The organism is Aquirhabdus sp., assembly GCF_046462495.1.
Lineage (GTDB): Bacteria > Pseudomonadota > Gammaproteobacteria > Pseudomonadales > Moraxellaceae > Aquirhabdus.
On sequence record NZ_JBKGVE010000004.1, the window covers coordinates 789,803 to 815,588 of the forward strand.

At 49.1% G+C, this 25,786-nt stretch carries 28 protein-coding genes and 1 riboswitch; of the genes, 13 read left to right on the forward strand and 15 right to left on the reverse strand.

What is annotated here, in order from left to right; translation table 11 throughout:
• Positions 1 to 6 precede the first annotated feature (6 nt).
• Positions 7 to 1,008, reverse strand: coding sequence for a sodium:calcium antiporter (locus ACLHG7_RS07155; RefSeq protein WP_410210349.1), 1,002 nt, complete (start codon positions 1,006 to 1,008; stop codon positions 7 to 9).
• 41 nt (positions 1,009 to 1,049) lie between these two features.
• Positions 1,050 to 1,276, reverse strand: a riboswitch (yybP-ykoY riboswitch).
• A 189-nt stretch (positions 1,277 to 1,465) separates the two neighbouring features.
• Between ACLHG7_RS07155 and ACLHG7_RS07160 the strand changes: the two genes are divergently transcribed.
• Positions 1,466 to 2,134, forward strand: coding sequence for an O-methyltransferase (locus ACLHG7_RS07160; RefSeq protein WP_410210350.1), 669 nt, complete (start codon positions 1,466 to 1,468; stop codon positions 2,132 to 2,134).
• Positions 2,135 to 2,216: 82 nt separating this feature from the next.
• Here ACLHG7_RS07160 and ACLHG7_RS07165 read toward each other — a convergent pair whose 3' ends face one another.
• From ACLHG7_RS07165 to ACLHG7_RS07195, 7 genes are all read right to left on the reverse strand, one after another.
• Entirely contained in the window at positions 2,217 to 3,989 is a 1,773-nt protein-coding gene (locus ACLHG7_RS07165) for a cytochrome c biogenesis protein DipZ (protein WP_410210351.1), read from the reverse strand.
• A gap of 1 nt (position 3,990) precedes the next feature.
• Positions 3,991 to 4,701, reverse strand: coding sequence for a peptide-methionine (S)-S-oxide reductase MsrA (msrA, locus tag ACLHG7_RS07170; protein ID WP_410210352.1), 711 nt, complete (start codon positions 4,699 to 4,701; stop codon positions 3,991 to 3,993).
• 14 nt (positions 4,702 to 4,715) lie between these two features.
• Positions 4,716 to 5,156, reverse strand: coding sequence for a peptide-methionine (R)-S-oxide reductase MsrB (msrB, locus tag ACLHG7_RS07175; protein ID WP_410210398.1), 441 nt, complete (start codon positions 5,154 to 5,156; stop codon positions 4,716 to 4,718).
• Positions 5,157 to 5,551: 395 nt separating this feature from the next.
• Positions 5,552 to 5,791: a hypothetical protein gene (locus ACLHG7_RS07180; RefSeq protein ID WP_410210353.1), complete on the reverse strand. Its 240-nt coding sequence runs from the start codon at positions 5,789 to 5,791 to the stop codon at positions 5,552 to 5,554.
• Positions 5,792 to 6,098: 307 nt separating this feature from the next.
• Positions 6,099 to 7,463, reverse strand: a complete 1,365-nt coding sequence (gene chrA, locus ACLHG7_RS07185; protein WP_410210354.1) for a chromate efflux transporter — start codon at positions 7,461 to 7,463, stop codon at positions 6,099 to 6,101.
• A complete protein-coding gene (locus ACLHG7_RS07190) occupies positions 7,460 to 8,398 on the reverse strand; it encodes a chromate resistance protein ChrB domain-containing protein (RefSeq protein WP_410210355.1) in 939 nt (312 codons plus the stop codon). The genes chrA and ACLHG7_RS07190 overlap by 4 nt, the downstream gene beginning before the upstream one ends.
• Before the next feature lie 180 nt (positions 8,399 to 8,578).
• A complete protein-coding gene (locus tag ACLHG7_RS07195; protein WP_114899858.1) occupies positions 8,579 to 8,878 on the reverse strand; it encodes a hypothetical protein in 300 nt (99 codons plus the stop codon).
• A gap of 309 nt (positions 8,879 to 9,187) precedes the next feature.
• Between ACLHG7_RS07195 and ACLHG7_RS07200 the strand changes: the two genes are divergently transcribed.
• A complete protein-coding gene (locus ACLHG7_RS07200) occupies positions 9,188 to 10,201 on the forward strand; it encodes a DUF6670 family protein (RefSeq protein ID WP_410210356.1) in 1,014 nt (337 codons plus the stop codon).
• Between the two features lie 54 nt (positions 10,202 to 10,255).
• Here ACLHG7_RS07200 and ACLHG7_RS07205 read toward each other — a convergent pair whose 3' ends face one another.
• The 3 genes from ACLHG7_RS07205 to ACLHG7_RS07215 all read right to left on the reverse strand — a co-directional run bounded on the left by ACLHG7_RS07205 (position 10,256) and on the right by ACLHG7_RS07215 (position 11,851).
• Positions 10,256 to 10,687, reverse strand: a complete 432-nt coding sequence (locus tag ACLHG7_RS07205; protein ID WP_410210357.1) for an EVE domain-containing protein — start codon at positions 10,685 to 10,687, stop codon at positions 10,256 to 10,258.
• Positions 10,684 to 11,055 (reverse strand): VOC family protein, encoded by a 372-nt coding sequence (locus ACLHG7_RS07210; RefSeq protein ID WP_410210358.1) that lies wholly within the window; start codon positions 11,053 to 11,055, stop codon positions 10,684 to 10,686. Before ACLHG7_RS07210 ends, ACLHG7_RS07205 begins: the two co-directional genes overlap by 4 nt.
• Positions 11,056 to 11,131: 76 nt before the next feature.
• Positions 11,132 to 11,851, reverse strand: coding sequence for a helix-turn-helix transcriptional regulator (locus tag ACLHG7_RS07215; RefSeq protein ID WP_410210359.1), 720 nt, complete (start codon positions 11,849 to 11,851; stop codon positions 11,132 to 11,134).
• Between the two features lie 236 nt (positions 11,852 to 12,087).
• On the opposite strand from ACLHG7_RS07215, the gene ACLHG7_RS07220 reads away from it, so the two are divergent.
• From ACLHG7_RS07220 to ACLHG7_RS07235, 4 genes are read left to right on the forward strand one after another with little or no spacing between them, the layout of a single operon-like run.
• Positions 12,088 to 12,540 (forward strand): MarR family winged helix-turn-helix transcriptional regulator, encoded by a 453-nt coding sequence (locus ACLHG7_RS07220; RefSeq protein ID WP_410210360.1) that lies wholly within the window; start codon positions 12,088 to 12,090, stop codon positions 12,538 to 12,540.
• A gap of 43 nt (positions 12,541 to 12,583) precedes the next feature.
• Positions 12,584 to 13,141: an isochorismatase family protein gene (locus tag ACLHG7_RS07225; protein ID WP_410210361.1), complete on the forward strand. Its 558-nt coding sequence runs from the start codon at positions 12,584 to 12,586 to the stop codon at positions 13,139 to 13,141.
• A gap of 2 nt (positions 13,142 to 13,143) precedes the next feature.
• On the forward strand, positions 13,144 to 13,473 hold the full coding sequence (locus tag ACLHG7_RS07230; RefSeq protein ID WP_410210362.1) for a hypothetical protein: 330 nt from the start codon (positions 13,144 to 13,146) through the stop codon (positions 13,471 to 13,473).
• Positions 13,470 to 14,717 carry an MFS transporter gene (locus ACLHG7_RS07235; protein WP_410210363.1) on the forward strand — a complete coding sequence of 416 codons (1,248 nt, stop codon included), beginning with the start codon at positions 13,470 to 13,472 and terminating at the stop codon, positions 14,715 to 14,717. Before ACLHG7_RS07230 ends, ACLHG7_RS07235 begins: the two co-directional genes overlap by 4 nt.
• Before the next feature lie 61 nt (positions 14,718 to 14,778).
• Here the strand turns inward: ACLHG7_RS07235 and ACLHG7_RS07240 are convergent, their stop codons facing one another.
• Positions 14,779 to 14,931, reverse strand: a complete 153-nt coding sequence (locus tag ACLHG7_RS07240; RefSeq protein WP_410210364.1) for a hypothetical protein — start codon at positions 14,929 to 14,931, stop codon at positions 14,779 to 14,781.
• Between the two features lie 345 nt (positions 14,932 to 15,276).
• Complete coding sequence (locus tag ACLHG7_RS07245) at positions 15,277 to 15,543, reverse strand: hypothetical protein (RefSeq protein WP_410210365.1); 267 nt, start codon at positions 15,541 to 15,543, stop codon at positions 15,277 to 15,279.
• Positions 15,544 to 15,844: 301 nt separating this feature from the next.
• Here ACLHG7_RS07245 and ACLHG7_RS07250 point away from each other — a divergent pair, with 301 nt between their 5' ends.
• The 6 genes from ACLHG7_RS07250 to ACLHG7_RS07275 all read left to right on the forward strand — a co-directional run bounded on the left by ACLHG7_RS07250 (position 15,845) and on the right by ACLHG7_RS07275 (position 21,918).
• Positions 15,845 to 17,434 carry a peptide chain release factor 3 gene (locus ACLHG7_RS07250; protein WP_114899847.1) on the forward strand — a complete coding sequence of 530 codons (1,590 nt, stop codon included), beginning with the start codon at positions 15,845 to 15,847 and terminating at the stop codon, positions 17,432 to 17,434.
• Between the two features lie 122 nt (positions 17,435 to 17,556).
• The gene (locus ACLHG7_RS07255; protein ID WP_410210366.1) at positions 17,557 to 18,183 is read left to right on the forward strand and encodes a hypothetical protein; all 627 of its coding nucleotides are present in this window, start codon (positions 17,557 to 17,559) and stop codon (positions 18,181 to 18,183) included.
• A gap of 182 nt (positions 18,184 to 18,365) precedes the next feature.
• Positions 18,366 to 19,211: an RsiV family protein gene (locus tag ACLHG7_RS07260; RefSeq protein WP_410210367.1), complete on the forward strand. Its 846-nt coding sequence runs from the start codon at positions 18,366 to 18,368 to the stop codon at positions 19,209 to 19,211.
• A 210-nt stretch (positions 19,212 to 19,421) separates the two neighbouring features.
• Positions 19,422 to 20,270: an RsiV family protein gene (locus tag ACLHG7_RS07265; protein WP_410210368.1), complete on the forward strand. Its 849-nt coding sequence runs from the start codon at positions 19,422 to 19,424 to the stop codon at positions 20,268 to 20,270.
• A gap of 12 nt (positions 20,271 to 20,282) precedes the next feature.
• Positions 20,283 to 21,131 (forward strand): TatD family hydrolase, encoded by an 849-nt coding sequence (locus ACLHG7_RS07270; RefSeq protein ID WP_410210369.1) that lies wholly within the window; start codon positions 20,283 to 20,285, stop codon positions 21,129 to 21,131.
• Positions 21,109 to 21,918 carry a ThiF family adenylyltransferase gene (locus ACLHG7_RS07275; RefSeq protein ID WP_410210370.1) on the forward strand — a complete coding sequence of 270 codons (810 nt, stop codon included), beginning with the start codon at positions 21,109 to 21,111 and terminating at the stop codon, positions 21,916 to 21,918. The genes ACLHG7_RS07270 and ACLHG7_RS07275 overlap by 23 nt, the downstream gene beginning before the upstream one ends.
• A gap of 8 nt (positions 21,919 to 21,926) precedes the next feature.
• Here ACLHG7_RS07275 and ACLHG7_RS07280 read toward each other — a convergent pair whose 3' ends face one another.
• The gene (locus ACLHG7_RS07280) at positions 21,927 to 22,442 is read right to left on the reverse strand and encodes a GNAT family N-acetyltransferase (RefSeq protein ID WP_410210371.1); all 516 of its coding nucleotides are present in this window, start codon (positions 22,440 to 22,442) and stop codon (positions 21,927 to 21,929) included.
• Between the two features lie 149 nt (positions 22,443 to 22,591).
• Positions 22,592 to 23,770 (reverse strand): thiolase family protein, encoded by a 1,179-nt coding sequence (locus tag ACLHG7_RS07285; protein WP_410210372.1) that lies wholly within the window; start codon positions 23,768 to 23,770, stop codon positions 22,592 to 22,594.
• Between the two features lie 1,083 nt (positions 23,771 to 24,853).
• On the opposite strand from ACLHG7_RS07285, the gene ACLHG7_RS07290 reads away from it, so the two are divergent.
• A partial coding sequence (locus ACLHG7_RS07290; protein ID WP_410210373.1) for an outer membrane beta-barrel protein occupies positions 24,854 to 25,786 on the forward strand: 933 nt, incomplete at its 3' end.

The following is a 25,786-nucleotide window of genomic DNA, read 5'->3' on the forward strand; positions in this document are numbered from 1 at the left end:
GGCATATTAATTAAAATACCAAATCACATAGCCGACAAACACACCATACAGCAGACCGACAGAGAGCAGAATTCGGCTATCCATCACGCCGCGACGGAAGAGCGCGAAGAGGGCAACGACCGCGAGCATCGTGATCACGGCAGCACTGATCAGCGGACCATCAAATAGCCACGGGGTAAAGAAGATTCCCAAGGCGCTTGGAATCGTAGCCTGTATCATCATCGCCCCAGAGATGTTGGCAAGTGCGAGACGTTCTTTACCTTGCTTGACCCAGATCAAGGCATTCATGATTTCGGGCAGTTCGGTTGCAATCGGGCTGAGCAATAAAGCCGCCATATGCGGCGCCATACCGAATGCCACGCCAATCAGCTCAATCTGTGCAACAAAGGTATGCGCCGCAATCGCCACGACCGTCAGTGCTGCAACCGTTTGCAGCGCGACCCAAGCCATCGTGGGGTTTGCATCATGTGGGCGAATTTTAAGGGGCTCGAGTTCCTCTTCCTCATCATCGCCCTCATCGCGTAGCTCACGCCACACGTATGCAGCATAGGCCGCCAGAAACACCACCCCCAGCCACGGCTTAAAGCTAAAGATCACCAAGCCTAATCCCGCCTTCACCACAAAGATGACCAGAAACCAAGCCTGATCACGACTCAAGCGCTTCTGATCGACCGTGATGGTGTAGCGTTCAGCAAGGCTTTTTTTACGACGATTCATAAGGAGGGCGAGACCAACCACGGCATAGGCAATCGTTGCCAACACCAGAGGACCGCCCATGGCTGCGCCAACGCCGATGTCTTTTTGTTGGGGAGAGTTGCCAAACACCACGGCAATAAAGGTGACCGCACTCTCGGGAAGTGCAGTTCCGAACGCCGCCAGCACTGTGCCCGTTGCAGTTGCGCTGAGGTTAAGCCTGCGGCCTAGCCATTCAACGCCATTGACAAAGAATTCGCAGGCGAAATAAATCGTCGCGGCGGAGAGGAAGAACAATAAGAAGGTGATAAACATAAGCGGGTTGCATAGCCGGACGAACAGTGAACCATTGGCGCAGCAACATGGTTCGCCCGGCTTGGGTGACATGTTGATGGCCAAAGGTCTCGCTGGTCAAGCCGAACGATCACGCTCTTATCGAGTCGTTTTGAATCGCTTCGGTTGCTGCTCACGCCATGGGGTGACTGAACCCCAAGAATGTTGACATGAGCCCCTTTTCGATGATGTACAACGGATTGATATCTCGACGTACTGAAAAGGTTAGCTACTCCCCAATGACAGGAAGCATCATGGTACTGAATGTCATCCCTCATGACAAGATGATGTAGCGTAAATCTACATTTCATATAACGGCAAAGAAAAAATTTGTGCTAGTTTTAACGTCAATCACATCCGTCGTAGATCGTCAAACGTCATGCTTCGAATAGTGTGAACTGAACCCCCAGAACAATAATTTTAGAGCGAGGATTGCCCAATGAGCCAAGAACAATGGTCAGCCGTAGATGCCTACCTATGCGACAGTCTGATCCCGGAGGATTCTGTTTTATCCGATGCGCTGCGCGCTAGCGATCAGGCTGGATTGCCTCAAATCAACGTGGCGCCCAATTTGGGGAAGCTACTCCATCTGTTGGCGCAGATTCAGGGTGCACGCCGTATTCTGGAAGTAGGTACGCTGGGCGGCTACAGCACCATTTGGCTGGCCAGAGCGCTGCCGAAAGACGGGCACTTGATTACGCTGGAATATAGCCCCGAACATGCCGCAGTGGCTAAGGCCAATATTGCGCGTGCGGGGTTGTCTGCGTTGGTCGATATCCGTGTGGGCCTTGCGGTCGACTCATTGGCGCAAATCGCACAGGAAGGGCTGGCTCCGTTTGACTTTATCTTTATCGACGCCGATAAACCCAGCAACCCGTACTATCTCGAGTGGTCCCTCAAGCTTGCGCGTGTCGGCACCATCATCGTGGTGGATAACGTGGTTAGAGACGGCGAAGTCGTGGATGCCCATACCACCGATGAGAAGATCCAAGGTGCTCGAGCGGCCGTAGCCTTTGTGGCTACTCATCCACGACTGTCGGCAACAGCCATACAGACCGTGGGCAGTAAAGGTTACGATGGATTCTTATTAGCAACCGTAGTGTCTTGAACTGAGGGAGTGAACTGGTAAACAGTTTATCCCTAATAAGTGGGTAGGCGGCTTGTCTAAACGCAGCCTACCTGCTTGAATGCTAACCAAACGTGAATGAAAACACTTCTGCCTTGGGATCTAAAAACTCAATCTCAAAGGTATGATCCTGTACCGTGTCCGATTGCCGAATCAACTGATACAGCCGCTGTCCAGTCACTGTACCTAGGCCATGCTCATCGATATCGATGCCATGATTGGCTTTGGGTGCCTGACCATCCAGACTGACTTTAAAGCTTACTGGCTTGCCATCCGCATTGGGCCCCATGACCAGATGCAGATCACGCGCATGGAAGCGAAAGCGAAGGCGGGTGTGTGGATCAAGCGCAGTGGCTTTTTCCCCCTCGACTTTCCAGTTGCCCTGTAGTCCCCATTGGTTGAGATCCAATGCTTGAGGTAGCGTATAGAGATGCGCTTGATCCTGAGCTAGTCCGCCCTTGGAGGCAAAATGCTCTGCCCGTGCATAGCCGACGTAGGTCTCTGGGGACTGCACGTCGTTATCATCGGCAGCCATGCTCACACCCGTGGCTTTGGCTTCGACAAAGCCTGTGGCAACAGTGTGATGACCCGCTTCAGCCAATAACTGCTGAATGACTTTTTCTGATTGCTCATATTCCCCTTCACCAAAGTGGTGGTAGCGAACCTGTCCCTTGGCATCGATGAAGTAATGCGCAGGCCAATACTGATTATTAAACGCACGCCAGATGGCATAGTTATTATCAATCGCCACGGGATAGCTGATCTTGAGATCATGCACTGCCTTGGTGACATTGCCGATATCTTTTTCAAAGGCAAATTCTGGCGCATGTACACCAATCACCACCAAGCCTTGGTCTTTGTACTTTTGCGCCCATGCGTTGACATAAGGCAAGGTACGTAGACAGTTGATACATGAGTAGGTCCAGAAGTCGACCAGCACCACCTTGCCGCGTAAACCTTCGGCGGTCAGTGGCGGTGAGTTAAGCCACTGCACCGCACCGCTTAAAGACGGCAATGTTCCTTCAATTGGGAGTTGATCTGCGGTATTGGCATTGACTGGTGTAGCGACCATCGCCGGGTTTGCGCGACTTGGGGTGGGTGCGGGCTGGACTTTATCCAGCAAGGCTTGTTCGATTTTGGCGGTATGGGTGAGAGACAGTTTGGTGAGTAATCCAGTATCGAGTCCAAGGGCGATGGCAGTCACGCCAAGCAGTACCAGAACCCCCAGTCCGCGACGTATCCATTCTCCCACACCCAAGCTTTGCTTCATGGCGCTAAATACTTTGCCGCCTATCAGCAATGCTGCTGCAAGCGATGAGGCTGCGCCCAGTGCATAGGCAAGTAGCAATAGTGTGGTTTGACCATTGGCGCCATTTAGTGCTGCTCCCGTTAGCACCAGACCTAAGATCGGACCGGCACACGGTGCCCACAATAAACCCGTGGCGATACCGAGCAAAAAGGACGAGACCACAGGAGATGATTTTGTACCTGATTTGGGCTTGGCATCAGCGGATTTAAGGACACGATTGCCCAGCGCATTGAATGGTCTGGACAGGTAATCCGATAGCGACGGAAAGAGCAGTGCCAATCCAAACAGTCCCAACAGCAGGATTGCTGCATAGCGACCATACTGATTGGCTTGCACCGCCCAGCTTCCGCCGACTGCCGCGAGTGTTGCCACCACGGCAAACATCAGTACCATACCAGTCAGCAATGGCAAGCTGCTTTTGACAAAGGGCTGACCCGAGCGGGCAAAGACAAAAGGCAGCACTGGCAAGATACACGGACTCAAGATAGTCAGCGCGCCGCCGATATAGGCCAGGATAAAAATCAGCATGTTATTTCTCCACCAGCACAGGGGTTACACGATAGTCTGTGGGATAGAGGCGCTTTAAGTTTTCGACCTTGGGCAAATCATTAAAGGCGATATAGGGGTTATCAGGATGCAAGGTCAGGTAGTTCTGATGATAATCCTCTGCCGCATAGAAGCCTTTGAGCGGATTGATCTGAGTCACGATCGGATCATGAAAGAGATGGGCTTTACTGAGCTGTGCCACATAGGCGTGTGCGACTTTCTGCTGACTATCGCTGCTATACCAGATGGCTGAGCGGTACTGCGTGCCCGTATCTGGCCCCTGATGATTCAACTGGGTGGGGTCATGCGCGACTGAAAAATAGATACGCAGCAACTCGCCAAAGCTCACCTTACTGGGATCAAACTCGACCTTGACCGACTCGGCATGTCCAGTATTGCCCTCAGAGACCATGTCATAGTGTGCTGTTGAGCGACTACCGCCTGCATAGCCGGAAGTCGCCTTGATGACGCCCTGCACATGCTGAAACACGCCTTGCACCCCCCAAAAGCATCCTCCCGAAAACACCACGACTTCAGGGCTGGTGCTTACAGGCTCATTCAGGTTGGGGAAAGGCAGTGCCGTGTTCGTTTCAGCGCAGGCGCTGGCACTCAAGCCGATCATGATCGGAACCAAGAAACTTCTGCTGTGATGAATGAGCGTGTGGATCAGGTGTTGTGGGTATGGTTTTTTCATGATGTGCTCCTCCCTTAAACAGACGGGACAAAGTTTAATGCCACAGAATTCATGCAGTAGCGCAGCCCCGTCGGCTGTGGGCCATCGCTAAAGACATGTCCCAGATGTGCATCACAGCGTGCGCATGAGATTGCGGTACGGGTCATGCCAAGCGTCGAATCGGTGATCTTGTTGATATTGTCTTCGGCGATGGGTTGATAAAAGCTTGGCCATCCCGTGCCGGAGTCATATTTGGTTTTGGAGTCAAAAAGTGCCGTGTCGCAGCAGATACAACGAAACAAACCGCGGGCATGGAGCTCCACGTATTTACCGCTATAGGGCAGTTCGGTGCCTTCATGACGGGTTACTTGGTAGGCTGAGCCTGACAGTTGGCGATGCCATTCCTGATCGGTTTTGATGACCTTGTGTACTTTTACCCGATCTAGGCGCGCGCCTGAAGGCGCAAAGTTGACAATCCACACGTCACTGGGTTGACCGGGGATCGGGGTAGCAAGAGCCTGACGACCCAAGAGGCTGCCGATCGTCGTCACAGTGAATGCCGAGACTACTGTTGCCAGCAAGTGGCGGCGGGAATAGAGATTGGACATCAGTGTACTCCTGCAAGATAGAGGTAGAGGTGCTGCACTGTCCAGCACACAGTGTGCGCCGGATGTGATCACTGGTCTATAGACGTCCATCGCATCGAATTGTTACAAGGAATTGATCGTTATTTTGATCGAGGCGATAAGGGCTTTGGGGATATACGTGGATGGGATGAATTTAGATTCAAAGTAGGGATTTTTTGTGATTACCAGTGAGCTGTTCGGGTAAGCCGTTTTTGATTATTACGGGCGTGTAGCACGGTTTTAAATTATTCAAAAGACGAACTGGGCGTATAGCGCCGCTGACGATCAGCCGTCACATAATCACGCCCTTCTTGTAAGAGTCGTGTGCCGTATTCATTAAAGGCGAGCCAACTGCCATGCAAGGCAACCTCATTGTTACCAGCGGCAGTGGGTTTTAAAAATAAAAAGCGTTCAAGTTTGATTTGTATCGTTTTTTGGTTTTGGTCAACCATAGCGATATGTCTATGTTCGATATCAACGTTCATGTTAACGGTGCTTCAGTTAAATCTGATTTATACCTAAAGTTTCTAAAAACCTTAGGCTCCCCCTAATGTGCAAAAAAAGTTTGCAAAAAAAGTCACGCTATAAAAAAATGTGGCGTGCTGTATAAAAAAGCTCAGATCCTTTGGAGAAATGAGCTGAAAATTTCAGGCATTAATTCTCATGCCAATGATCAAAAAATAACACTTTTGTAATATTAAAGCAACCAGTTCTCACTTTTCCTATCTGTTTATTTCTGATATGTATTTTATGTGATTCATGTCTCGTATTTTTCTTAAAAATGAGAGCATTTTAAATCAACAGTGTTTTCACGACTAAGCCCACAACCGCACACGCTGCGATGACATGGATCACATTGCGCTTATAGCGAAACAGCGCGATGGCTGCGGCCAGCGTAATCAGAGCCGACACCGCGTCAAAGGAACCGGAGAATCCATGCGGCCAGAGGACATGATAGCCAAAGAACAAGGCCAGATTGATTATCACCCCGACCACAGCTGCTGTAATTGCCGTGAGTGGCGCGGTGAATTTCAGGTCGTTATGGGTTGACTCGATCAATGGTCCCCCGGCCAGAATAAACAAGAATGACGGCAGAAACGTAAACCATGTGACTAGTGTTGCTGCGGCAGCGCCAGCCAGAAACAGGTTATCTGGTCCAAACACTGCTTTGACATACCCACCAACAAAACCAACAAACGCGACTACCATGATCAGCGGGCCTGGCGTGGTTTCGCCTAGTGCTAAACCATCGATCATCTGTGTTGGTGTCAGCCAGCCATAGTGCCCCACCGCACCCTGATAGACATAAGGCAGCACTGCATAAGCGCCGCCAAAGGTGAGCAGCGCAGCCTTGGTAAAGAACCAGCTCATTTGGGTTAGGGGATGATGCCAGCCATAGATCGCGGTCAAGAGACCCATCGGAATGCTCCACAGCAAAGCACCGATGATCACCACACGAATCAGCCCAGCCCATTTAAAGCGTGCATGCTCAGGTGTGGGGGTGTGGTCATCAATGAGGGCCGCACCAAAGGATTTATCCGCTGACCCATGCCCACCGCCCAGCGAGAACTGCTCTGGCAGAAAGCGCCCGCCCAGATAGCCGATTAGCGCCGCCACTGCAACGATGAGGGGGAATGGGGCATTTAAGGCAAAGATCGCCACGAAGGATGCCGCGGCAATTGCCCACAAGATACCATTTTTGAGCGCCCGTGAGCCGATACGATGCGCAGCGTGCAGCACGATTGCCGTTACCGCAGGCTTGATGCCATAGAACAGCCCGGCAATGATCGGCACATCACCAAATGAGACATAGACCCACGACAGCCCGATCAAGATCAATAAAGATGGCAGCACAAACAGTACACCAGCGGTAATGCCGCCAATCGAACGATGCATGAGCCAGCCGATATAGGTCGCCAGTTGCTGCGCTTCAGGCCCGGGCAGCAGCATGCAAAAATTTAAGGCATGCAGAAAGCGCCGCTCCGAGATCCAACGCCGGTTCTCCACCAACTCCTGATGCATGATCGAGATCTGTCCCGCGGGCCCGCCAAAGCTGATAAAGCCAAGTTTGAGCCAAAAGACAAAGGCGGCCCAGAAACTCACGGGTGCGGGTGGGTGATCGAGGGGATCGGTTGAAGGTAACTCTGAATGGCTCATGCTGTGCTTTCCCCGTTTTCAAATGCAGCCAATAACCCATCAAAAACATGCAGGGCTGCCGCTAAAAGTTGATCATCATCGTGGATGGTTTGTCGGAGTCCGGTTAGGACACTTTCAATACCTATCGCTTCAGCAGGCTGCACACCGCCGACATCCAAGTAATGCACCAGTGCTGCAAGGCGCTGTAAACCCGATTCCATCAACCCAAAGCTGGTGAGTAAGACTTCAAAAGACACTGCGTTGCCCACATGACTAAACGTCGCACCGTCAAAATCAAAACCCAGTGCATTAGCAGGGCAATCAAGCGGGGTGGTGAGCCACAGAATTTGGGCTAGGGGGTCGATATAACGCTTAATGAGCCACGCACATGCCAAGCGGTCCACCCAAGGATGTTGCCGTGTCGCCCAGAACTTGCCTTGATAATCCGCAATTAATCGTCGTGGAATGGCTTGATTGACTGCCTGCGGTTCGTCTGGAGATTGCGAGCGAGCAATGTGTAGTTCTAATTCTTGCAAAGCCGCAGTAACTTGCGGCTGTGACTCGTTAGGGAAGAAGTCGATTTCAATCAAAGCGCTCAACTGTTTACGCAGTTTACGGGTTTGTTTGATCGTTTCCGGGAGTTGCTCGGTGGTTAGTGGCTCCCGCAGTTTGATGACCTCATTGAGCAGTGCGGCATAGTCAGGGCTACGATCAAACAGTGATTCAAAGTGAGCATCTTCAGGGGCATGTGCATCCAGTACATAAGCACTGCCTGCATGCGCATTCACATCGATCGCAACGGTGTGCAAGGTGGCGCGACAGGCGTCTTGATCCGGCAGGATATATACCCCATCCCGGAGTACTGCCGCACCAGATGCTTTAAGTGTGCGCCAAGCGCGCATCCGCGCCGTTGCATTTTGCGTAGGCAGAGTCAGAATGAGTAGAATGAATGTCATAATGATGTAGTTGTTACTACTAGTATGTAGTGATAGTTACATCATATGTTAATTGAATTGCAGTGAACAAGACATAACAAGAGCAGAAATGATCTGTATTTCTGCTAAGGATTTTCGCAGCTTTAATGCAAAGACTCGAGTTCTGTGATTTTGAGGTTAAAACGAATGTATACGATTTCTTTATATCTCAAATCGCAACTGCACCGACTGCGACTCAATCCCCAGCAGATAGCCTAGCCTTAGCCACGCGGCACGGCGCGCCGCAGGGATATTGTCGAAGTATTTGTTCTCAATCACAAATAGACAATCTTTCTTGGTGTAATCCTCAGCACACTTCTCCGCGACCATCAAACGATAGTTCTCCACCGACTTTCTTTTGCGCTCGGCAGGCGTCATCGCAAGACCAGTCGCAGGGCGTCCGCGCTTCTTGGGAATCGGTTCGAGCAGCTCTAAAGTCTTGGTATCGTAAATATCTTTCATGCGTTGTGAATAGTGTGACGATCACGTAAAAATAAAAAAATGATTTTCGTGATATTCACGCTTAATCGCAAGAGGGTAAATGCAATTAACGCTATAAAATGAAGGCTAAAGCTCAAAAAAGCGCTTTTTATCCGGATTTTCTAGCAAATTTATAGATTCAGGATTTGACTGCATAGACATGCTTGATCGGGATTCAAGGTCAATGGGTATTGATTCTTTAGTGCTAAATTCGATCACTCGTCACCTAAGTACAGATATACGAGTGCTGGTGAGATTTTATCTTTTGGATGATGTGTGAGGAAAAGTGAGATGCATATACCGATACCAGCGTTTCTTCGCAATGCGATGGATCACTCAGCAAGTATCAATGGCGAGCCCTTTGATCCGGCTCAAGTTCCTATGCTGCCGCCAAAAGGTCGATATACGACTGTGCATTACGGCATCATGATTCCCAACTTGCCCGAACCGTTTCGGTTTTTAAATATGATCACCGTGCTGGGTCAACCAGAGATTAAAATGTGGCGTAATGATCATCTTATTAAGACAACTGCACGAGATACAGCCAATTTGCTAGTAGGAACAGGTGTGGCAACACCAGACCATTTCGCAGGTTACAGCATAGAAAAGGATTGCGAGATTCGGCCAGACGCAAGTTTGCTGCGCTTCGGAGAAGATTTGACTATCGCAGGAACCTATCCAAACTTTACAGCCAAGCGTTCAAATAAGCCGTTTAGCTATGACCTGACCCTACGTGCCACAGATAAAATTGCCCACTTCGCCGACTTGATCGGTGGGTTATATGATCATTGGGCGCTGCTGTGTGAATACGAAGGGGTGATTGAGTTTCAACAGCAGAAAATACCTGTCAAAGGGCTCTGTACCTTTGAGTATGCACGCGGTGTTGATGTGAATCTGCCATTTCGATTCTTCACTTATCAGATTTTAAACATTGATGAGAAAACGCAAGTATTGTTTGTTGATTTACTTGGACCTGCCAATAGCATTCTTCAGCGTAGAGCGTATATACGTAGCCTAGATGATCATGGTGCGATTTATGATCGTCATATCAGCTTTGATGTTCAGAAACTGGATGATGAAATTAAAGTCACTCCTGAAGGGGTGCGCATGAAAATGCCTAAACGATTCTCATGGCTAGTCAAGGATGATGCGGGGCAGGAGGTGATCACGATTGATGGCGTTGCCAATGGTGACTTTTGTTATGGCATGGCGGCAGGCTATGCGGGTAGCTATCAATATACGGGTCGTTTCAAGGGCAAGAACATTCAAGGGACAGGTTATATTGAGTATATGGATCATCGTTAATTGAAGAGAGGTGATAGCTCCTGCATATCACCTCACACTCTGCCTTCGGTCCTGTTATGAGGCTGTAGGCAGTATCGTTCCCATCGCCTCCGCAATCACTTGGCTATCCCGCTCACTGATCGCCAGAATCCCAAACCGGAATTGATAACCCCAATTGCGCTTGCCCATGGAGAAGTCCAGTACATCAAGTAGGGGGTGAATGGGTGCCTCCGTTGCAGGCAACCACAACACATTGCGTCGATACGGCACGAAGCCCCCACCCATGTCAAAAGGATAGGGTTCTTCATCTTTAACCATTCCGATGGCAGTAAAGATCTGGAAGCGATCTTTACTGCCAAAGATTTCAGAGGGCGAATAATAGATGACCCGATCATCCGGCTTGATGCGGCGTAGCGGCGCCGCCTTGCCATGACAGACTTGCATAAAGCCTCCAGCGCGTCCACGCCGGACGTGCTCAGCCGATGCCACCGCGATCCAGTGGTTCATGATGCATTCGGCGCAAATACGCGTAGACGATGACCATCAGAATCAAGCGCGACAAAGGTATAACCAAAATCCATTTCGGTGGGTACTTGGGCAATGTGTAGGCCACGCTGCTGCCATGCCGCATAAGTGGTCTCAACCTCAGCGTGTGCCACCACAGGGATAATCAATTCACAGCCAGTGCCAAAGCTAGTGATTGCAGGCTGCACATCGTGCTTTGCCCACAGGCCAAACTTCAGACCTGATGGCAGGATAAACAGAGCAAAACCCGGGGATAACTCCACAGGTTTTTGATCAAATAAATCCGCATAGAATGCTGCACTGGCTTCGGGTGCTTCGACGTACAAAATCACGAAATTTGGGCTGGTCATTTTAAAGACTCCATATCAGAACTTGCATCAGTGGAAGAGGGGAAATGGTTGTCATCTCCTGATCTCAACATCAATGCTAAGCTGACCTACTGTCAGATTCTGTCAGTAGTGAATCTGCAATGCCATTGATCTGCCGCCATTCTTTAAGCAAAGCCTGACGGCGGCGCGGATAGCGCTGATCGGTAATCTCCAGACTGGAGATGCGGTCAATACGGAAGTGGCGAAAGCCTTCGCGCAGTTCACACCACGCAGCGAGGATATGGACATGATCAAAAAAGCCCAGCACAAAAGGCCAGACCGTACGCACAGACTGCTTGCCATGCTGATCCTGATACGTCATCGTGACTTTGCATTCAAAGCGAATGGCTTGACGGACTGGATACAGTTCAAGACTGCTGGTCTGCGGCGTCTGACTGGGGCCCGCAAGCAGTGGCGCGGCATCCAGCGTATTACGCAGATCGCTGGGAAGTACCGCAGAGATTTTACTAAGCGCAGTTCTTGCTGCCGCACTTAAGCGTTCATCACTGCGCTTGGTGACCCAGCTGACACCCAGTACCAGCGCCTCAATTTCATCTTCCGAAAACATCAGTGGGGGCAGCATAAAGCCCGGGCGCAATCGATAGCCGATACCCGGTTCGCCATCAATGTGCGCACCTTGTTCTTGCAGGGTAGCGATATCCCGATACAGCGTGCGCAGGCTGATATCCAGTTGACTCGCCAAATGCGCGCCCGTCACCGGAAAACGATGACTGCGCAGAATCTGGATTAAATCAAGCAGGCGTTGGGCGCGAGACACGAGGTCGACTCTCTGTTAATGACGTACTTCTATCATGCCAGTTATTGCTTAGGGTGCCTATCACTCAAGGCTAGGCTGTAAAGCTTGCCCAATGCAGTTCTTTACCTACCGTTACACAGCCATCTAAAAAATGGCTTGACGTGGTCGGCTCATTTTATATACGATAAATAGAAAGGTAAACTACGTAGTTTATCTTCCTATTTTGATATTCCATAATGAAAGACAAGGCGACATCAATGAGCAAGCAACCTGATGATATGGATACCGAGCGTGCCTTAGAGATGGCGAGTGAGCTCCGTATTACGATTGGCAAACTGAGACGGCTGTTGCGTGAGCAAGTCCATATCGGCAACCTGACGTGGTCTGAGGTTACTGTTTTGGGTCGTCTGGAGCGTGATGGCCCGGCTACCGTCACCGAGCTTGCCCGTGCAGAAGGCGTTCGCTCGCAATCGATGGGTGCGACAGTTGCCGCGCTGGTGTCTGCTGAACTGATTGTGGGTTCGCCGCATCCCAAAGATGGTCGGCAGACCATTTTGACCTTGACCGATGCATGTCGCACGCTGGTTACCGAAAATCGTGCGGTCCGCGATGATTGGCTACTCCATGCGATTCAAGCTAAGTTGACGATCCAAGAACAAGCGCAGTTGGCACAAGGCATTGCTTTGCTCAAACGTCTTGCCAATGATTAAAACAACTGACCTTTCAACCCTAACGCATTAAGAGGAATACATCGTGGCATTTACTCAACTTGATCCAAAGACTGCGCTAATTGTGATCGACCTGCAAAAAGGTATCCTCGCACTTCCCGGAGTAGAAAATCCGCTTGATATCGTCGCCAAGGCACGCGTGATCGCCGAACAATTTCGGCACCATAAACTTCCTGTCGTTCTCGTCACCGTTGCTGGCCGTCCGATAGGGCGTGCCGATCGAATCGTGGCGGATAGTCAACCCCCAGCCGATTGGGAGGATTTGTCTCCAGAACTGGGGGCGCAGCCCGAAGATCTGCGCATTACCAAACGGACATGGGGGGCATTCAGTACCGACTTGGATGCACGGCTTAAAGCCCTTGGCGTGACGCAGGTCGTGATCCTTGGTGTCGCGACCAGCGTTGGTGTTGAGTCGACGGTACGTCAGGCCCATGAATTGGGTTATCACGTCAGTGTGGTCACGGATGCTGTGACGGATTTGAACGCGGATACCCATCACAACAGCATTACCCGAGTCTTTCCAAAGATCAGTGAGACGGGCTCTACTCAGGATTTACTCCAACTTCTTAGCCAGAGGGCTTAATCATGCTGTGGAATCATGCATTGTCTTATTTCTTTGCTGGGGCATTCCTGACCAATGCCGTTCCCCATCTGGTGTGCGGCGTCATGGGTCGTCCTTTCCAGACGCCGTTTGCCAGACCGCGCGGCGAAGGTCTTTCCTCATCAACCATGAATGTCTGGTGGGGCTTTTTTAATCTTGTCGTGGGTTATGTGCTGATCTGTCGGGTGGGGCATTTTGATCTTCAGTCGACTCCAGACGTGTTGGCCTTGGGTGCTGGGATTTTGCTCTTGGCTCTTTTTACCGCGCGCCATTTTGGTCGTTTTAATGGCGGGAATCTTTCGCAAAGCTCATGAGTGATTCCAAAACAGGTCTTTTTCGGTCACTAGCAAATCATAACTATCGAATCTGGGCAAGCGGGGCGCTGGTGTCCAATATCGGGACATGGATGCAACGTGCCGCACAGGATTGGCTGGTGCTGACGGAACTGACGCATACCAATGCGACGGCGCTCGGGATTGTAACAGCCTTGCAGTTTGGTCCGCAGATATTGTTGCTGCCGTTAACCGGCTATGCGGCGGATTATTTTGATCGGCGCAAACTGTTGTTTGTGACGCAAGCGTTGATGGGGCTACTGTCCTTGGGGCTCGGTCTGTTGACCCTCACAGGACTTGTACAGCTTTGGCATGTCTATGTATTTGCCTTTCTGTTTGGCAGTGTCGTCGCATTTGATGCGCCGGCGCGGCAGACTTTTGTCTCCGAGTTAGTCGGTGAAACCGATCTATCCAATGCCGTCGCACTCAACTCCATGTCATTTAACTCTGCCCGCATAATCGGCCCTGCGGTGGCAGGTCTCCTGATTGCAGGTGTGGGTACTGGATGGGTCTTTTTGATCAATGCGCTATCGTTTGCGGCAGTCTTGGGTGCACTCTGTCTGCTGCGCGTGCAAGAGCTACATCGCAAGGAAGTCACCGCACAAACGCGCGGTAGCTTTGCCGATGGCTTTCGCTATATCTGGCAGCGACCTGATTTGAAAGCATTGCTCTTCATGATTTTTCTGGTTGGCACCTTTGGACTGCATTTCCCGATTTTTATTTCCACCATGTCGGTCACGGTCTTTCATGTCGGCGCAAGTCACTACGGTCTTCTGACTTCAATCATGGCGGTAGGGTCGGTGACAGGTGCGTTGATTGTCGCCAAGCGCGCACGTATGCACATTGCACTTTTGGGTGTGAGTGCGTTGATCTTTGGCGTTGGTTTTGCCCTTGCAGCACTCATGCCCAACTATTGGCTGTTTGCCGTGGTGCTCGTCATGATCGGGATTTCCGCCCAAGTATTAACGACTGGATCGGTCAGCATCATCCAGCTCTCTACTGAACCTGCCATGCGCGGACGGGTAGTGGCGATATTGCTGGCGATTGCATTTGGCGGTGCTCCGATCGGCGCGCCCATAGTGGGTTGGGTGGCGGATACTTTCGGTGCGCGTTGGGCGCTGGGGATTGGTGCCGCAGCAGGGGTTATGGGGGCGCTCACAGTGTTGAAGTATCAGCTTAGGTATCGGCGTGAGCTGCATCTGGCTGAGTGTGAGACGCATTCTTAGCGATGCTCATGATCTTATCTATAGCCCATTGCTGATCATGTGGGCTATTTTTGATTGGTGATTATTTGCTGTTGGATAAACCCGATTTTAAATCAGCAAGATAAGTTTTAAACAATAATTCATCGATTTGCTTCAATTTCGTTTCGGTCGGAATGACTTGATGACACTGCTTACACACTGAACCAGAGATGTAATGATCTTGGGTGGTCAGCATAAATTTCTCAGACTGAATAGAATGGCAGCTTTGGCAAATGAAACCTAAAAAGTGACCCATTAATGTCTCCTGGCTAAAAAAGCGGCAATCATAGGGGTTAATATGTAAACTAGTAGGCATTATTGTCTATCAATTTGGTTATTTTGTGTAAATTGTAATCAAATTGGCTGTTATTTACTGGGTTGCATGGGGAGGGGACTGAGTAGAAAGATTGTCAACTTCAGTTAGTTAAAAAGAGGGGGGGGCTGAGAAAGTTACTCAGAGGGTTTTAGATCGCTAGGCTTTTTATGGATTAGAATTATTCAAAAAAGCCCCTACAGTCATGCGATAGAGGCTTTATGGTCGTTATGCTTTAATCGGCTCTATTGAGATCGGTTCCTCAAACATATTCTGTCCGCTATCATCCAAATCCTGCAATTCTTCAACGCGAATATGCCACGTGATTTTAACCCGATCCTCAATGGCATTGGATCGATAACCTTCAGCGATAAAAATGGCATATTCGCCAAATTCATTCACCAGATCAGAACCCACACGTGTGGGCTTAGTCGTTACAACGTAATCAATTCCATCCTTGTCATTGTGCAGGACACCGTTCTCTAAGTAACTCATCGCATTGAACCTCAGTGGTGAAACAGAAGAAGGGGAAAGACAATATGAGGGATGCCGATGTTTTCGACAAGCATAAAACTGGGTGCTTTATGTGTGCATTTTTTTTAAATAAAGTCCTTTAAGTGAGCGGGTCTTTATGTCACTCAAGCTCAATTTATCGACTAAGTTCGCATATCTACAATTATGTGAATGAGCGGTGCTATAATGCGCGCCACCTTCATGCTGTCTATGACCTTAAATCTCGGGTAGCGTTTATAAATTGATGTCCGCAGACGGATATCATCATTGAAAACACTAAATTATGAATCAACAAATCCTCGATGAAATAAGGGTTAGACGTACGTTCGCTATTATTTCTCACCCCGACGCGGGTAAGACCACCATCACAGAAAAACTACTGCTGTGGGGCAAAGCCATCGCGATTGCAGGGACCGTCAAGAGTCGTAAGAGTGATCGCCATGCGACCTCCGACTGGATGGAAATGGAAAAAGAGCGCGGCATCTCGATTACGACATCCGTCATGCAGTTCCCATACCGCGACCATATTATCAACCTGCTCGACACCCCAGGTCACGAAGACTTCAGTGAAGACACCTATCGCACTCTGACCGCCGTGGATTCGGCGCTGATGGTGATTGACGGTGCAAAAGGCGTGGAAGAGCGCACCATCAAACTGATGGACGTGTGTCGCATGCGCGATACCCCGATTATTTCTTTCGTCAACAAACTTGACCGTGAGATTCGTGAGCCGCTAGAACTGCTCGATGAAATCGAAAACGTGATGAAGATCAAATGTGTACCGATCACGTGGCCACTGGGTAAAGGCCGTGATTTTGTCGGTGTCTATCACTTGGCGGAAGATCGCCTCTATATGTACAAACCGGGTCATGGTTCAGAAATCGTGGAAATCGAAACCCGTCAAGGTTACGACCATCCGGATATCCGTGAGCGTATGGGTCAAGAGTTTGCGCGTTTTGAAGAGTCACTGGAGCTGGTGCAAGTCGCCAGTGATCCGCTCGATCTCGACTTGTTCTTAAGCGGCAAACAAACCCCAGTTTTGTTCGGCACTGCACTCGGTAACTTCGGTGTGGATCAAGTGCTGAATGCCTTCGTCGATTGGGCACCACGTCCTAAAGATCATCCGACTGTAGAGCGTACGGTTGAAGCCAGCGAAACAGGGTTCAGTGGTTTTGTGTTTAAGATCCAAGCCAATATGGACCCAAAACACCGTGACCGTATCGCCTTTATGCGTATTTGCTCAGGCAAATATGAAAAAGGCGTCAAGATGCAGCACGTCCGTGTCGGCAAAGAGATTCGTATCGCCGATGCGCTGACCTTCTTGGCAGGCGAGCGTGCGCACTTAGAGGAAGCATGGCCGGGCGATATCATTGGTCTGCATAATCACGGTACCATCCAGATTGGCGATACCTTTACCTCAGGTGAGAAGCTGCACTTCACCGGGATCCCGCACTTTGCACCGGAAATGTTCCGACGTGTGCGGTTGAAAGATCCGCTGAAATCCAAGCAATTGCAAAAAGGCTTGAAAGAGCTTTCGGAAGAAGGTGCAACGCAGGTCTTTATGCCGTTTAACTCTAACGACCTGATCTTGGGTGCGGTTGGGGTACTCCAGTTTGAAGTCGTCGCATTCCGCTTGAAGGAAGAATACAAAGTCGACTGCGTGTATGAGCCGATTACGATTTCGACCGTGCGCTGGGTATCGTCTACCGATGAACGCAAGTTTGAAGAGTTTAAGAAAAAAGCCCATGACCAATTGTCGCAAGACGGCGGCGGCTTCCTGACTTATCTGGCACCGAGTCGGGTGAACTTGCAGATCATGCAGGAGCGCTGGCCGGATATCCAGTTCCGCTCAACCCGTGAGCATCGCGAATAATCGTTTGAGCGAGTTGATCACTCTTTCAAGGTTTTGCCGTTGGGGCGGAACCTTGAGTGTGGTATTGTGCATTGTTACTATTTTATTTCAATAAATATCCCTCATTGAACCAAGGATTGGTCATGTCTAAAGCGTTGTCGTGGTCTAGCATCGTTGCCTTTATGCTGCTCTGTGGATGTAGCAATTCAAAAGTTGCCAGTGATAGCAGCATTAGCGCTGCCGTCAAACACTATCTCAAAGAAGATGGTGCGCTGTGCTTAGGATTATCCAAGTGGCCTGTTGTTGTTGAGCCTGATGATTTAAAAATGATTCAGCGTTTTCCCAGCAGTATTGCCGGTCAAATGCAGGTTCTTGAGCAGGCGGGTCTGGTCTCCAGTATCAATGTCGCACTCAAGAATGCAGATATCGGCGGCTCCAATATCGCAAAAAGTTATCAACTGACCGATCAGGGTCTAAAGTTCTATCGGGATGTCGGGCAGGATGTCAGTGGGGCTATTCGTCCAGCCGACGTGTGCTTTGCCAGTCGCTCGTTCAATCAATTGATCAAATGGGAACCCGCCCAAAATGGTCTGGGGCAGGAAGTCACCGCGACTTATTCCTATGATGTGGCTGATATTGCCGATTGGGCAAAAACACCCACCTTTAAAGTCGCTTTTAAAAATGTTGCAGCACAGGCATTTAGCCCATCGCACGAGCAACGTAGTGTGGTGCTCATGGATTCTGGGTGGCAGGTAAAAACAGCCCTTTAAGTGAATTGGATCAGCACGGCAAGGTCAAATGACATTGGTATGACATGACCTTGTGAATCAGGACGTTAAATCGTTTTGCGCTTACATAAGGTCACCAAAAAACATGCGGAGCCAAACGGTACAGATCGGCAAGTTGTTATAAGCTCACAGTTCGTATTTAGATTTTGACTGGAGAGGTGGCGATGAAAAAGCGCTTATGGGTTGGAGTATTGATTGTCAGTAGCGGCATGATCTTGAGTGCTTGCGACAAGAAAAAATCCGACACCGAGTCGTCATCCGCCGCCCAGCAGAAAACGGAAATACAGGGCAGTGCCCCAGCGTCTTCACCTGCAGCAACAGCTACACCGCCGCTGACTGCAAAGGTTGAAAAAGCCCACTACACCTTAGCCGCCTGCCAAGGCGATCAATGTCCCAAAGTTGATATTCATCGCCTAGAAACCAACAATCCATGGGTCAACCAGTTTTTAGATCATCAAATTCTAAAATTTAGTCAGGGCTTCTCCGAGAAACCCAGTGATCGCACCAGCCTTCAGCAGAACATCGATGCCTTTGTAAAAGTATCCAATGAAGATGCGCAAGATGGCGGCATGGGCGTGCCTTATACCATGTCCATCAACGCCGAAGACATCGGACAGCGTGGTACCAATCTGGCGCAATTTAAAGTTAGTGGCGATTACTACACAGGCGGCGCGCATGGTAGTGCGGTAAACAGTTATTTTGTGTTGGATTTGGCTCAGCATAAACAGCTCCGGCTGGATGACCTGATCATCAAAGGCCAAAAGCAAAAACTCTATGCAGTGGTCTATGCAGAGTTTACCCGTTGGGTGAAGGCCAGTGACCCTACCGCCAATCTCAAAGAATACGAATCAATGTGGAAGTTTAAGCTGACCCATAACTTCGCACTGGGCAAAAACGGCCTGACCTTTTACTATGGTCAATATGAGATTGGCCCTTATGTAGTGGGTATGCCGGAATTTACGATTCCCTATGCCAAATTAAGTGGCATCATCAAACCTGAATATCTCTAAACTGCCCAGTATTCTTTACAGGTCTATGATCGATGCCTTGCACATTCTATCGATGTGCGAGGTACGATCTTGATCAGTGGCACGTCTTTAATGACAGGTTTTTAGTACTGCAATTTACACAAGCCCATCAAAAATAATCTGCGTAAAAATTCTACACATCAATGATTTATTATAAGCTAGCACCGAATAAATTTTGAGCAAGGCGGGTTTATGAAAGCGATACTGGGGGTGGGTGTATTGATCGTCAGCGGTAGTTTTTTACTGACCGCATGTACCACAGAGAAAACCGATAGCGCCCAACCAAATACAGCGGTCATTCATGGTACGGCTCCCGTCAGTGGGCTATCTGGGGTAGCGCTCTCGCCGCAATCATCAACCCAGTATTTTAAGGTGAAGTCTGAACAGGCGAACTACACCTTGCCCGCCTGCGAGGGAAAAAACTGTCCAGACATCAGCATTCAGCACCTAAACACCAGCGATGATTGGGTGAATCAATTTTTAGATCAAAAAATCCGGGGTCTCAGCCAAGGCTATGGCGAGTTCAATCCCGATTTAACCTTGCAGCAGATCGTTGATCGGGTAGTGGCGGGCTCCAATGAAAGTGTCCAAAAAGGTTGGGCAGGTGCCCCTTATACGTTGAAAGTTCAATCCGAAAGCTTAGGTCCACGGGGACTTCATCTGCTGCAATTTAAGGTGAATAGCAGTTTTTATACTGGCGGTGCGCATGGCGGCGTCATTAGTCAATATTATCTGCTTGATATCGTGCAGCAGAGGCAAGTCCAACTGGATGACCTATTGATTGACGGGCAGCGCCAATCTTTGCGTGACTTGGTCTACGATGCCTTTACCGCATGGGTGAAAAAGACCAGCCCCGAAACTGAGCTGAAAACTTATGAGACGACATGGAAGTTTATTTTGACGCAGAATATCGAGCTAAGTCCTGCTGGATTGGTTTTTCATTATGGCCAATATGAAATCGGCCCCTATTCATCAGGCATGCCTGAATTCACTATCCCTTACGCCAAGTTGAGCGGTATCATCAAACCTGAATATCTCTAAAGCAGCTTTGGTATGCCTCCTTGGTCATTGATCGATACCCACACCCACTTCGATGTTGAAGACTTCGATCATGATCGCACGCAGCTTGCGAGGGAGGCATCAAAACAAGGCGTAGAGGCGCTCATTTTGATTGGCTATGTGGCGCGCTACTTTGATCGCCTCACTACGATTCACCACCAATTGAATGCACAGCCTCACAGTCCCGTATCTCTGCTTGCACCCGGCTTGCATCCTTTTTATATCCAGCAGCATCAGGATGCTGACTTGATTCAACTGGATCAACTGCTGCGTGCAGAAGAGTGCATTGCAGTGGGGGAGATCGGTTTGGATACCTTCACCGCTGAGATGAAGCTGCCTGCCGTCTATGAGCGGCAAAAAAACTTCTTTAGTCAACAACTGGAAATCGCCAAAGCGCATGATCTGCCCGTATTGCTGCATATCCGCCGTGCGCATGGCGATAGCCTTGCCATCCTAAAACAACACCATTTTAAACGCGGCGGTATTGCCCATGCCTTTGGGGGCGGGATTGAGGAGGCCAAGGCGTTTATCAAACTCGGTTTTAAACTCGGCATCAATGGTCTCGTTACCGATCCCAATGCCAAGCGTCTGCGCACCGTCGTGCAAGCGGTGGGGGCGGAGCATCTGGTGCTGGAAACCGACTGTCCAGATATGACGCCGATCTGCTGCCGTGTTGCTGGCGAGGCACATACCCGCAATACCCCGGTCAATCTACCTACAGTCTTGGACGAGTTAGTACAGTTACTCGGCATTGAAAAAGAGACATTAGCCCAGATACTTTGGCACAATACGCAGCAATGTTTAGGGTTGAATTGGGAATATGGTCATACAACACGCCACTGAAGTGAATACCTCTGATGTGGATCTGGCATCAGCATCGGTCGCAGCGCCGGATGATCAGTACGATCGTCGCTTTGGCGGGGCATCAAAAGTCTATGGTGATAAAGCCTTTGCCCAGTTTGAGCAGGCACATGTCATGGTCATTGGCATTGGTGGCGTCGGTTCGTGGGCGGTCGAGGCGCTGGCGCGTAGTGGGGTCGGTGAATTGACACTGGTGGATATGGATGTACTTGTGGCGTCCAATATCAACCGTCAGCTTCCTGCACTGACCGAAACCTTTGGCTACGACAAGATTCGCGTCATGGCTGATCGTGCCCGCGCTATCAACCCACGCATCAAACTCAATCTGATTGATGACTTCCTGACGCCAGATAACGTCAAAGACCTGCTATCGAATAAGCCTAATGTGGTGCTGGACTGCATTGATGATGTCAAAGCTAAGATCGCCCTGATCTGGCATTGCCGCTTTAACAAGATTCCGCTGATCGTTTCAGGCGGTGCAGGCGGTAAGCTTGATCCACTCAAGGTACGTGTGGCCGATCTGTCTCAGACCGAACAAGACCCGATGCTGGCCAAGATTCGCCGTGAACTGCGCACCAATGGCATGTGCAAGAAGCCGAAAGAGAAGTTTGGAATTACCTGTATCTATTCGATTGATAATCCTTTTGTGCCGGACTCCAGCTGCAATACCGGTGGCTTGCAGTGCGGCGGCTATGGCTCTGCCATGACGGTCACATCGGTGTTCGGCATGGTGGCGGCGGCTGAGGTGTTAAAGCGGTTGGGGCGATAGTCCTCGCTCTACAACTCCCGCATCATCGTCAACGACACTTGTTTAAATCCTTGCTGCTCAAAAAACGTATGCGCGCCATGATTATTCACGCCGCTTTCCAAGAACAAGCGTTGAATCCCCGCCGCTTTAAGATGTCCTGCAATCCATGCGATGAGCTTTTTACCTACACCAAGGCCGCGTGCGTACGGAGATACGACGACATCATCGACTACGGCAAACTTGGTATGCTCAAAGCGACGGTCGGGAAAGGAAATAATGACGAGCCCAATTAGTGCGCCAGAATCGTCCCTTGCAGTCGCGATGCTGGGTGTCGGGTCGTTGTTCACGATCAATGCTTCTATAAAATCATTTCTGATGAATTCAGGAATGTTGTTGTGCCATTGATCGGTCGTGATGGCTCGACCACTTTGCAATTCTGAATGTGAAATATAAGAGGGATTGATATGACTCACAAAAAAATGGGTCAAGGTATCGATGAGATCGGGGTCAGCAGTTTGACACCACTCAATCACAAGGCTAGTCATGCCGATTTATGCTCTTCCATTGGGATGCCGCTAATATACGGCGTGCGACTGTAAACGCTATAGCATTCTTGTTATTGATCACATTTTTGCATGAGATGAAAAAAAACGAGCCATTCGGCCCGTTTTTTATTGCTTAAACGTTAAGTTGATTAAACTAACTCAATCGCTACTGCAGTGGCTTCACCGCCGCCGATACACAGTGCAGCGATACCTTTCTTACCACCAGTACGCTTCAGGGCATGGATCAACGTTAGGATGATGCGTGAACCGGTTGAACCCACTGGGTGACCGAGTGCACAGGCACCGCCGTTGATATTCACTTTTTCAGCATCAAGGCTGTATTTGTCGATTGCGGCCATGGTGACCATTGCAAATGCTTCGTTGATTTCCCACAGATCCACATCACTGGCTGCCCAGCCAGTTTTTTGCAGGACTTTAGCAATTGCGCCCACTGGAGCGATGGTGAATTCGCTAGGGTGCTGTGAGTTCGATGCGGTTGCAAGGATACGCGCCAGTGGGGTCAAGCCTTTTTCTTTCGCGGTCGATTCACGGGTCAGAACCAGTGCTGATGAACCATCGCTGATGGAGCTTGCGTTAGCTGCAGTAATCGTACCGTCTTTGGCAAAAGCAGGCTTCAATGTTGGAATTTTGTCGAGCTTGGCGTTCAGTGGTTGTTCGTCTTGAGCCACTTCTACATCACCGCCGCGACCTTTAACGGTCACAGAAACGATTTCGTCTTTGAAGTAGCCTTCATTGATTGCCGTTTGCGCGCGTTTTAGCGAGCGAATTGCGAAGTCATCCATTTGTTCACGGGTGTAATTCATGGTATTTGCCATGTCTTGGGCAAAAGAACCCATCAGACGGCCGGTTTCAGCATCTTCCAAGCCATCAAGGAACATATGGTCTTTGACTTCGCCATGACCCATACGCAGGCCAGTACGTGCCTTGGGTAGGATATACGGTGCATTGCTCATTGACTCCATACCACCCGCAACCACGATGTCTGCACTGCCTGCAGCCAGCATGTCTGCGGCTTGCATTACTGCTTTCATGCCTGAACCGCAGAGTTTGTTGATCGTCACGGCACCAGTCGTGTCTGGTAGACCTGCTTTACGCATTGCCTGACGTGCAGGACCTTGCTTTAAACCACCTGGGAGTACGCAGCCCATGATCACTTCTTGAATATCGGTTGGTTGCAGGCCAGCACGGCTGACTGCTTCCTTAATCGCGGTTGCACCCAGTTCTGGCGCGGTGACATTGGCAAATACGCCTTGAAAACCACCCATAGCAGTACGTGCACCGCCAACGATTACGATAGATTCACTCATGAGAGCTCCAGATGATGACTATGAAAGTTTGGAATAATTAATAGATGCAAACACTTTAGATTAAATCTGCACAACAAAAGAAGAAATAATTAGTAGTTACATCGCCGTGAACTTAACGGACGTAATGATACAAAATCTACACGTACGCTGTCGCTATACATTTTGACTGATGAGGTCATGATGGTGTCAATAATGGGTGATATCAAGGCACTTATGAGGGGAGTTTGGTTGTAAGGGGACTGGCAGAGTAATTCGCTAAGTTTATGATGATTCGGTTTAAAGTGTGTGGTAATTGGCTTTTGTTGGATGTTTATTTCGTAAAGAAATGAGTATTGCTTGATTATTGTTCGGCATTATTTGGGTGATTTAAAAAAATGTCGCTTTGAGGCAAAAAATGGCAGCTCGAACGTATTTATTTTGTACATTGTGACGTTTCACGTCGGTAAATTTAAGCACTTCGTCGGTAAAAATGCTTAAAAATTAGACGCATTTGGGGGCGGCGTGGTAAGTTGATGATCATGCAATGTGCGTGTGGAAGTTTTAGCGAAATATTGACTTAATTTCAATATAAATAATTGTTTTTATTGAGTATAATTGTGTATTGATTGAGGTTGTAAAGGGTTCTGATGTTCTTGGGTGCACTGATATGGATCGTTGATGTATGTGTGGTTTTATAATGACGTTTAGTTATGTAAAATCCTTTTATATTAGTGATTTATCCGTGTATTTGGTCTGTAAATTGATGGGTGTGACTGACCTTTTGGTTTTTTTGATGCGCTCAAATTTGGACGCGGCTTTTCTGGTGCAGGTGGATTGTTATACAATATCCCTAGGATATGAAAGAAATTACTTGCAGTCCTATGGAATTGGATGTTTACTAAACATCAACAGATGTGAGCGCTTGGTTCGTTAACAATTGAAACAAGATGTAACGCTCGCTTCATGTGAAACATCGTGATAATGTGTGAATCAGTTTACAGAATAATATTGTAATTTGAGTGGTTGATGTATATTCGACCTGATTTTCTGAAGTGTGGCATCGGTCGATTTAATTACTGTTCTAATATCCTTTTGGAGGAATTTATGAAACTAAATCGAATTGCGCTAGCTGTTTTAATAACGGCTCCGCTATCAGTTGCTGTTCATGCGGATTCTACTGATCCTGTGGATCCAGTAACCAATTCTTTCCCCGGTATTTTTGGTAAGACAACAGGTTTGGGCCTGAGTGTCACACCGCTAGGTGGTTGGTCCGGTTTAATGGACCATACTGAAACGACCAAGCATTTAAAACAATCCGGCAGTCAAGCACAATTTCCAACGTATGGGCATGCTTTAAACCCGTACGATGACTTTGTGTACGGCGTCGCTGTAGGTTATGAATTGACCCCATCGTTTAGTACTGAGTTTAATTACTTGGAAAAGCAAGGTGAAGGTTCTGTTCATTACACCAAAAGCGATGGCGGTGTCATTCAACCTGGTAAGGTTGATGTACGCACACGTTCATATGAGTTGAATGGTTTGCTGACCAGTGATGTGATCACACATGACTACGATGGTAAATTCAAGCCTTATGCGTTGGTTGGTGCTGGTTATCAAAATCTAGTTTCTAACGACAAAGGCTTCCGTATCCATGATATGGGCACCATCGTTAACTTGGGTCTGGGTGCATTCTACCGCCTCAATGATACTTTCGCACTACGTGGCGAAGGCCGTGCGGTTAGCGAACCTTACCATGGTACATGGGATTGGAAAGCACTGGCTGGTTTGCAAATCACATTGGGCGGTCATAAACGTCCTTATGTAGAGCCACCACCACCTGCTCCAGCACCAGCGCCAGCGCCAGTGGTTGTTCCACCACCAGCGCCACAAGAGCTCACCGAAGACTTGAAACTTGAATTGCGCGTGTTCTTCGACACCAACAAATCAATCATCAAGAAACAGTATCAACCAGAAATCGCAAAAGTTGCAGACAAGCTGAAAGAATTCAGCAATGCATCTGCTGAGATCAAAGGTTAT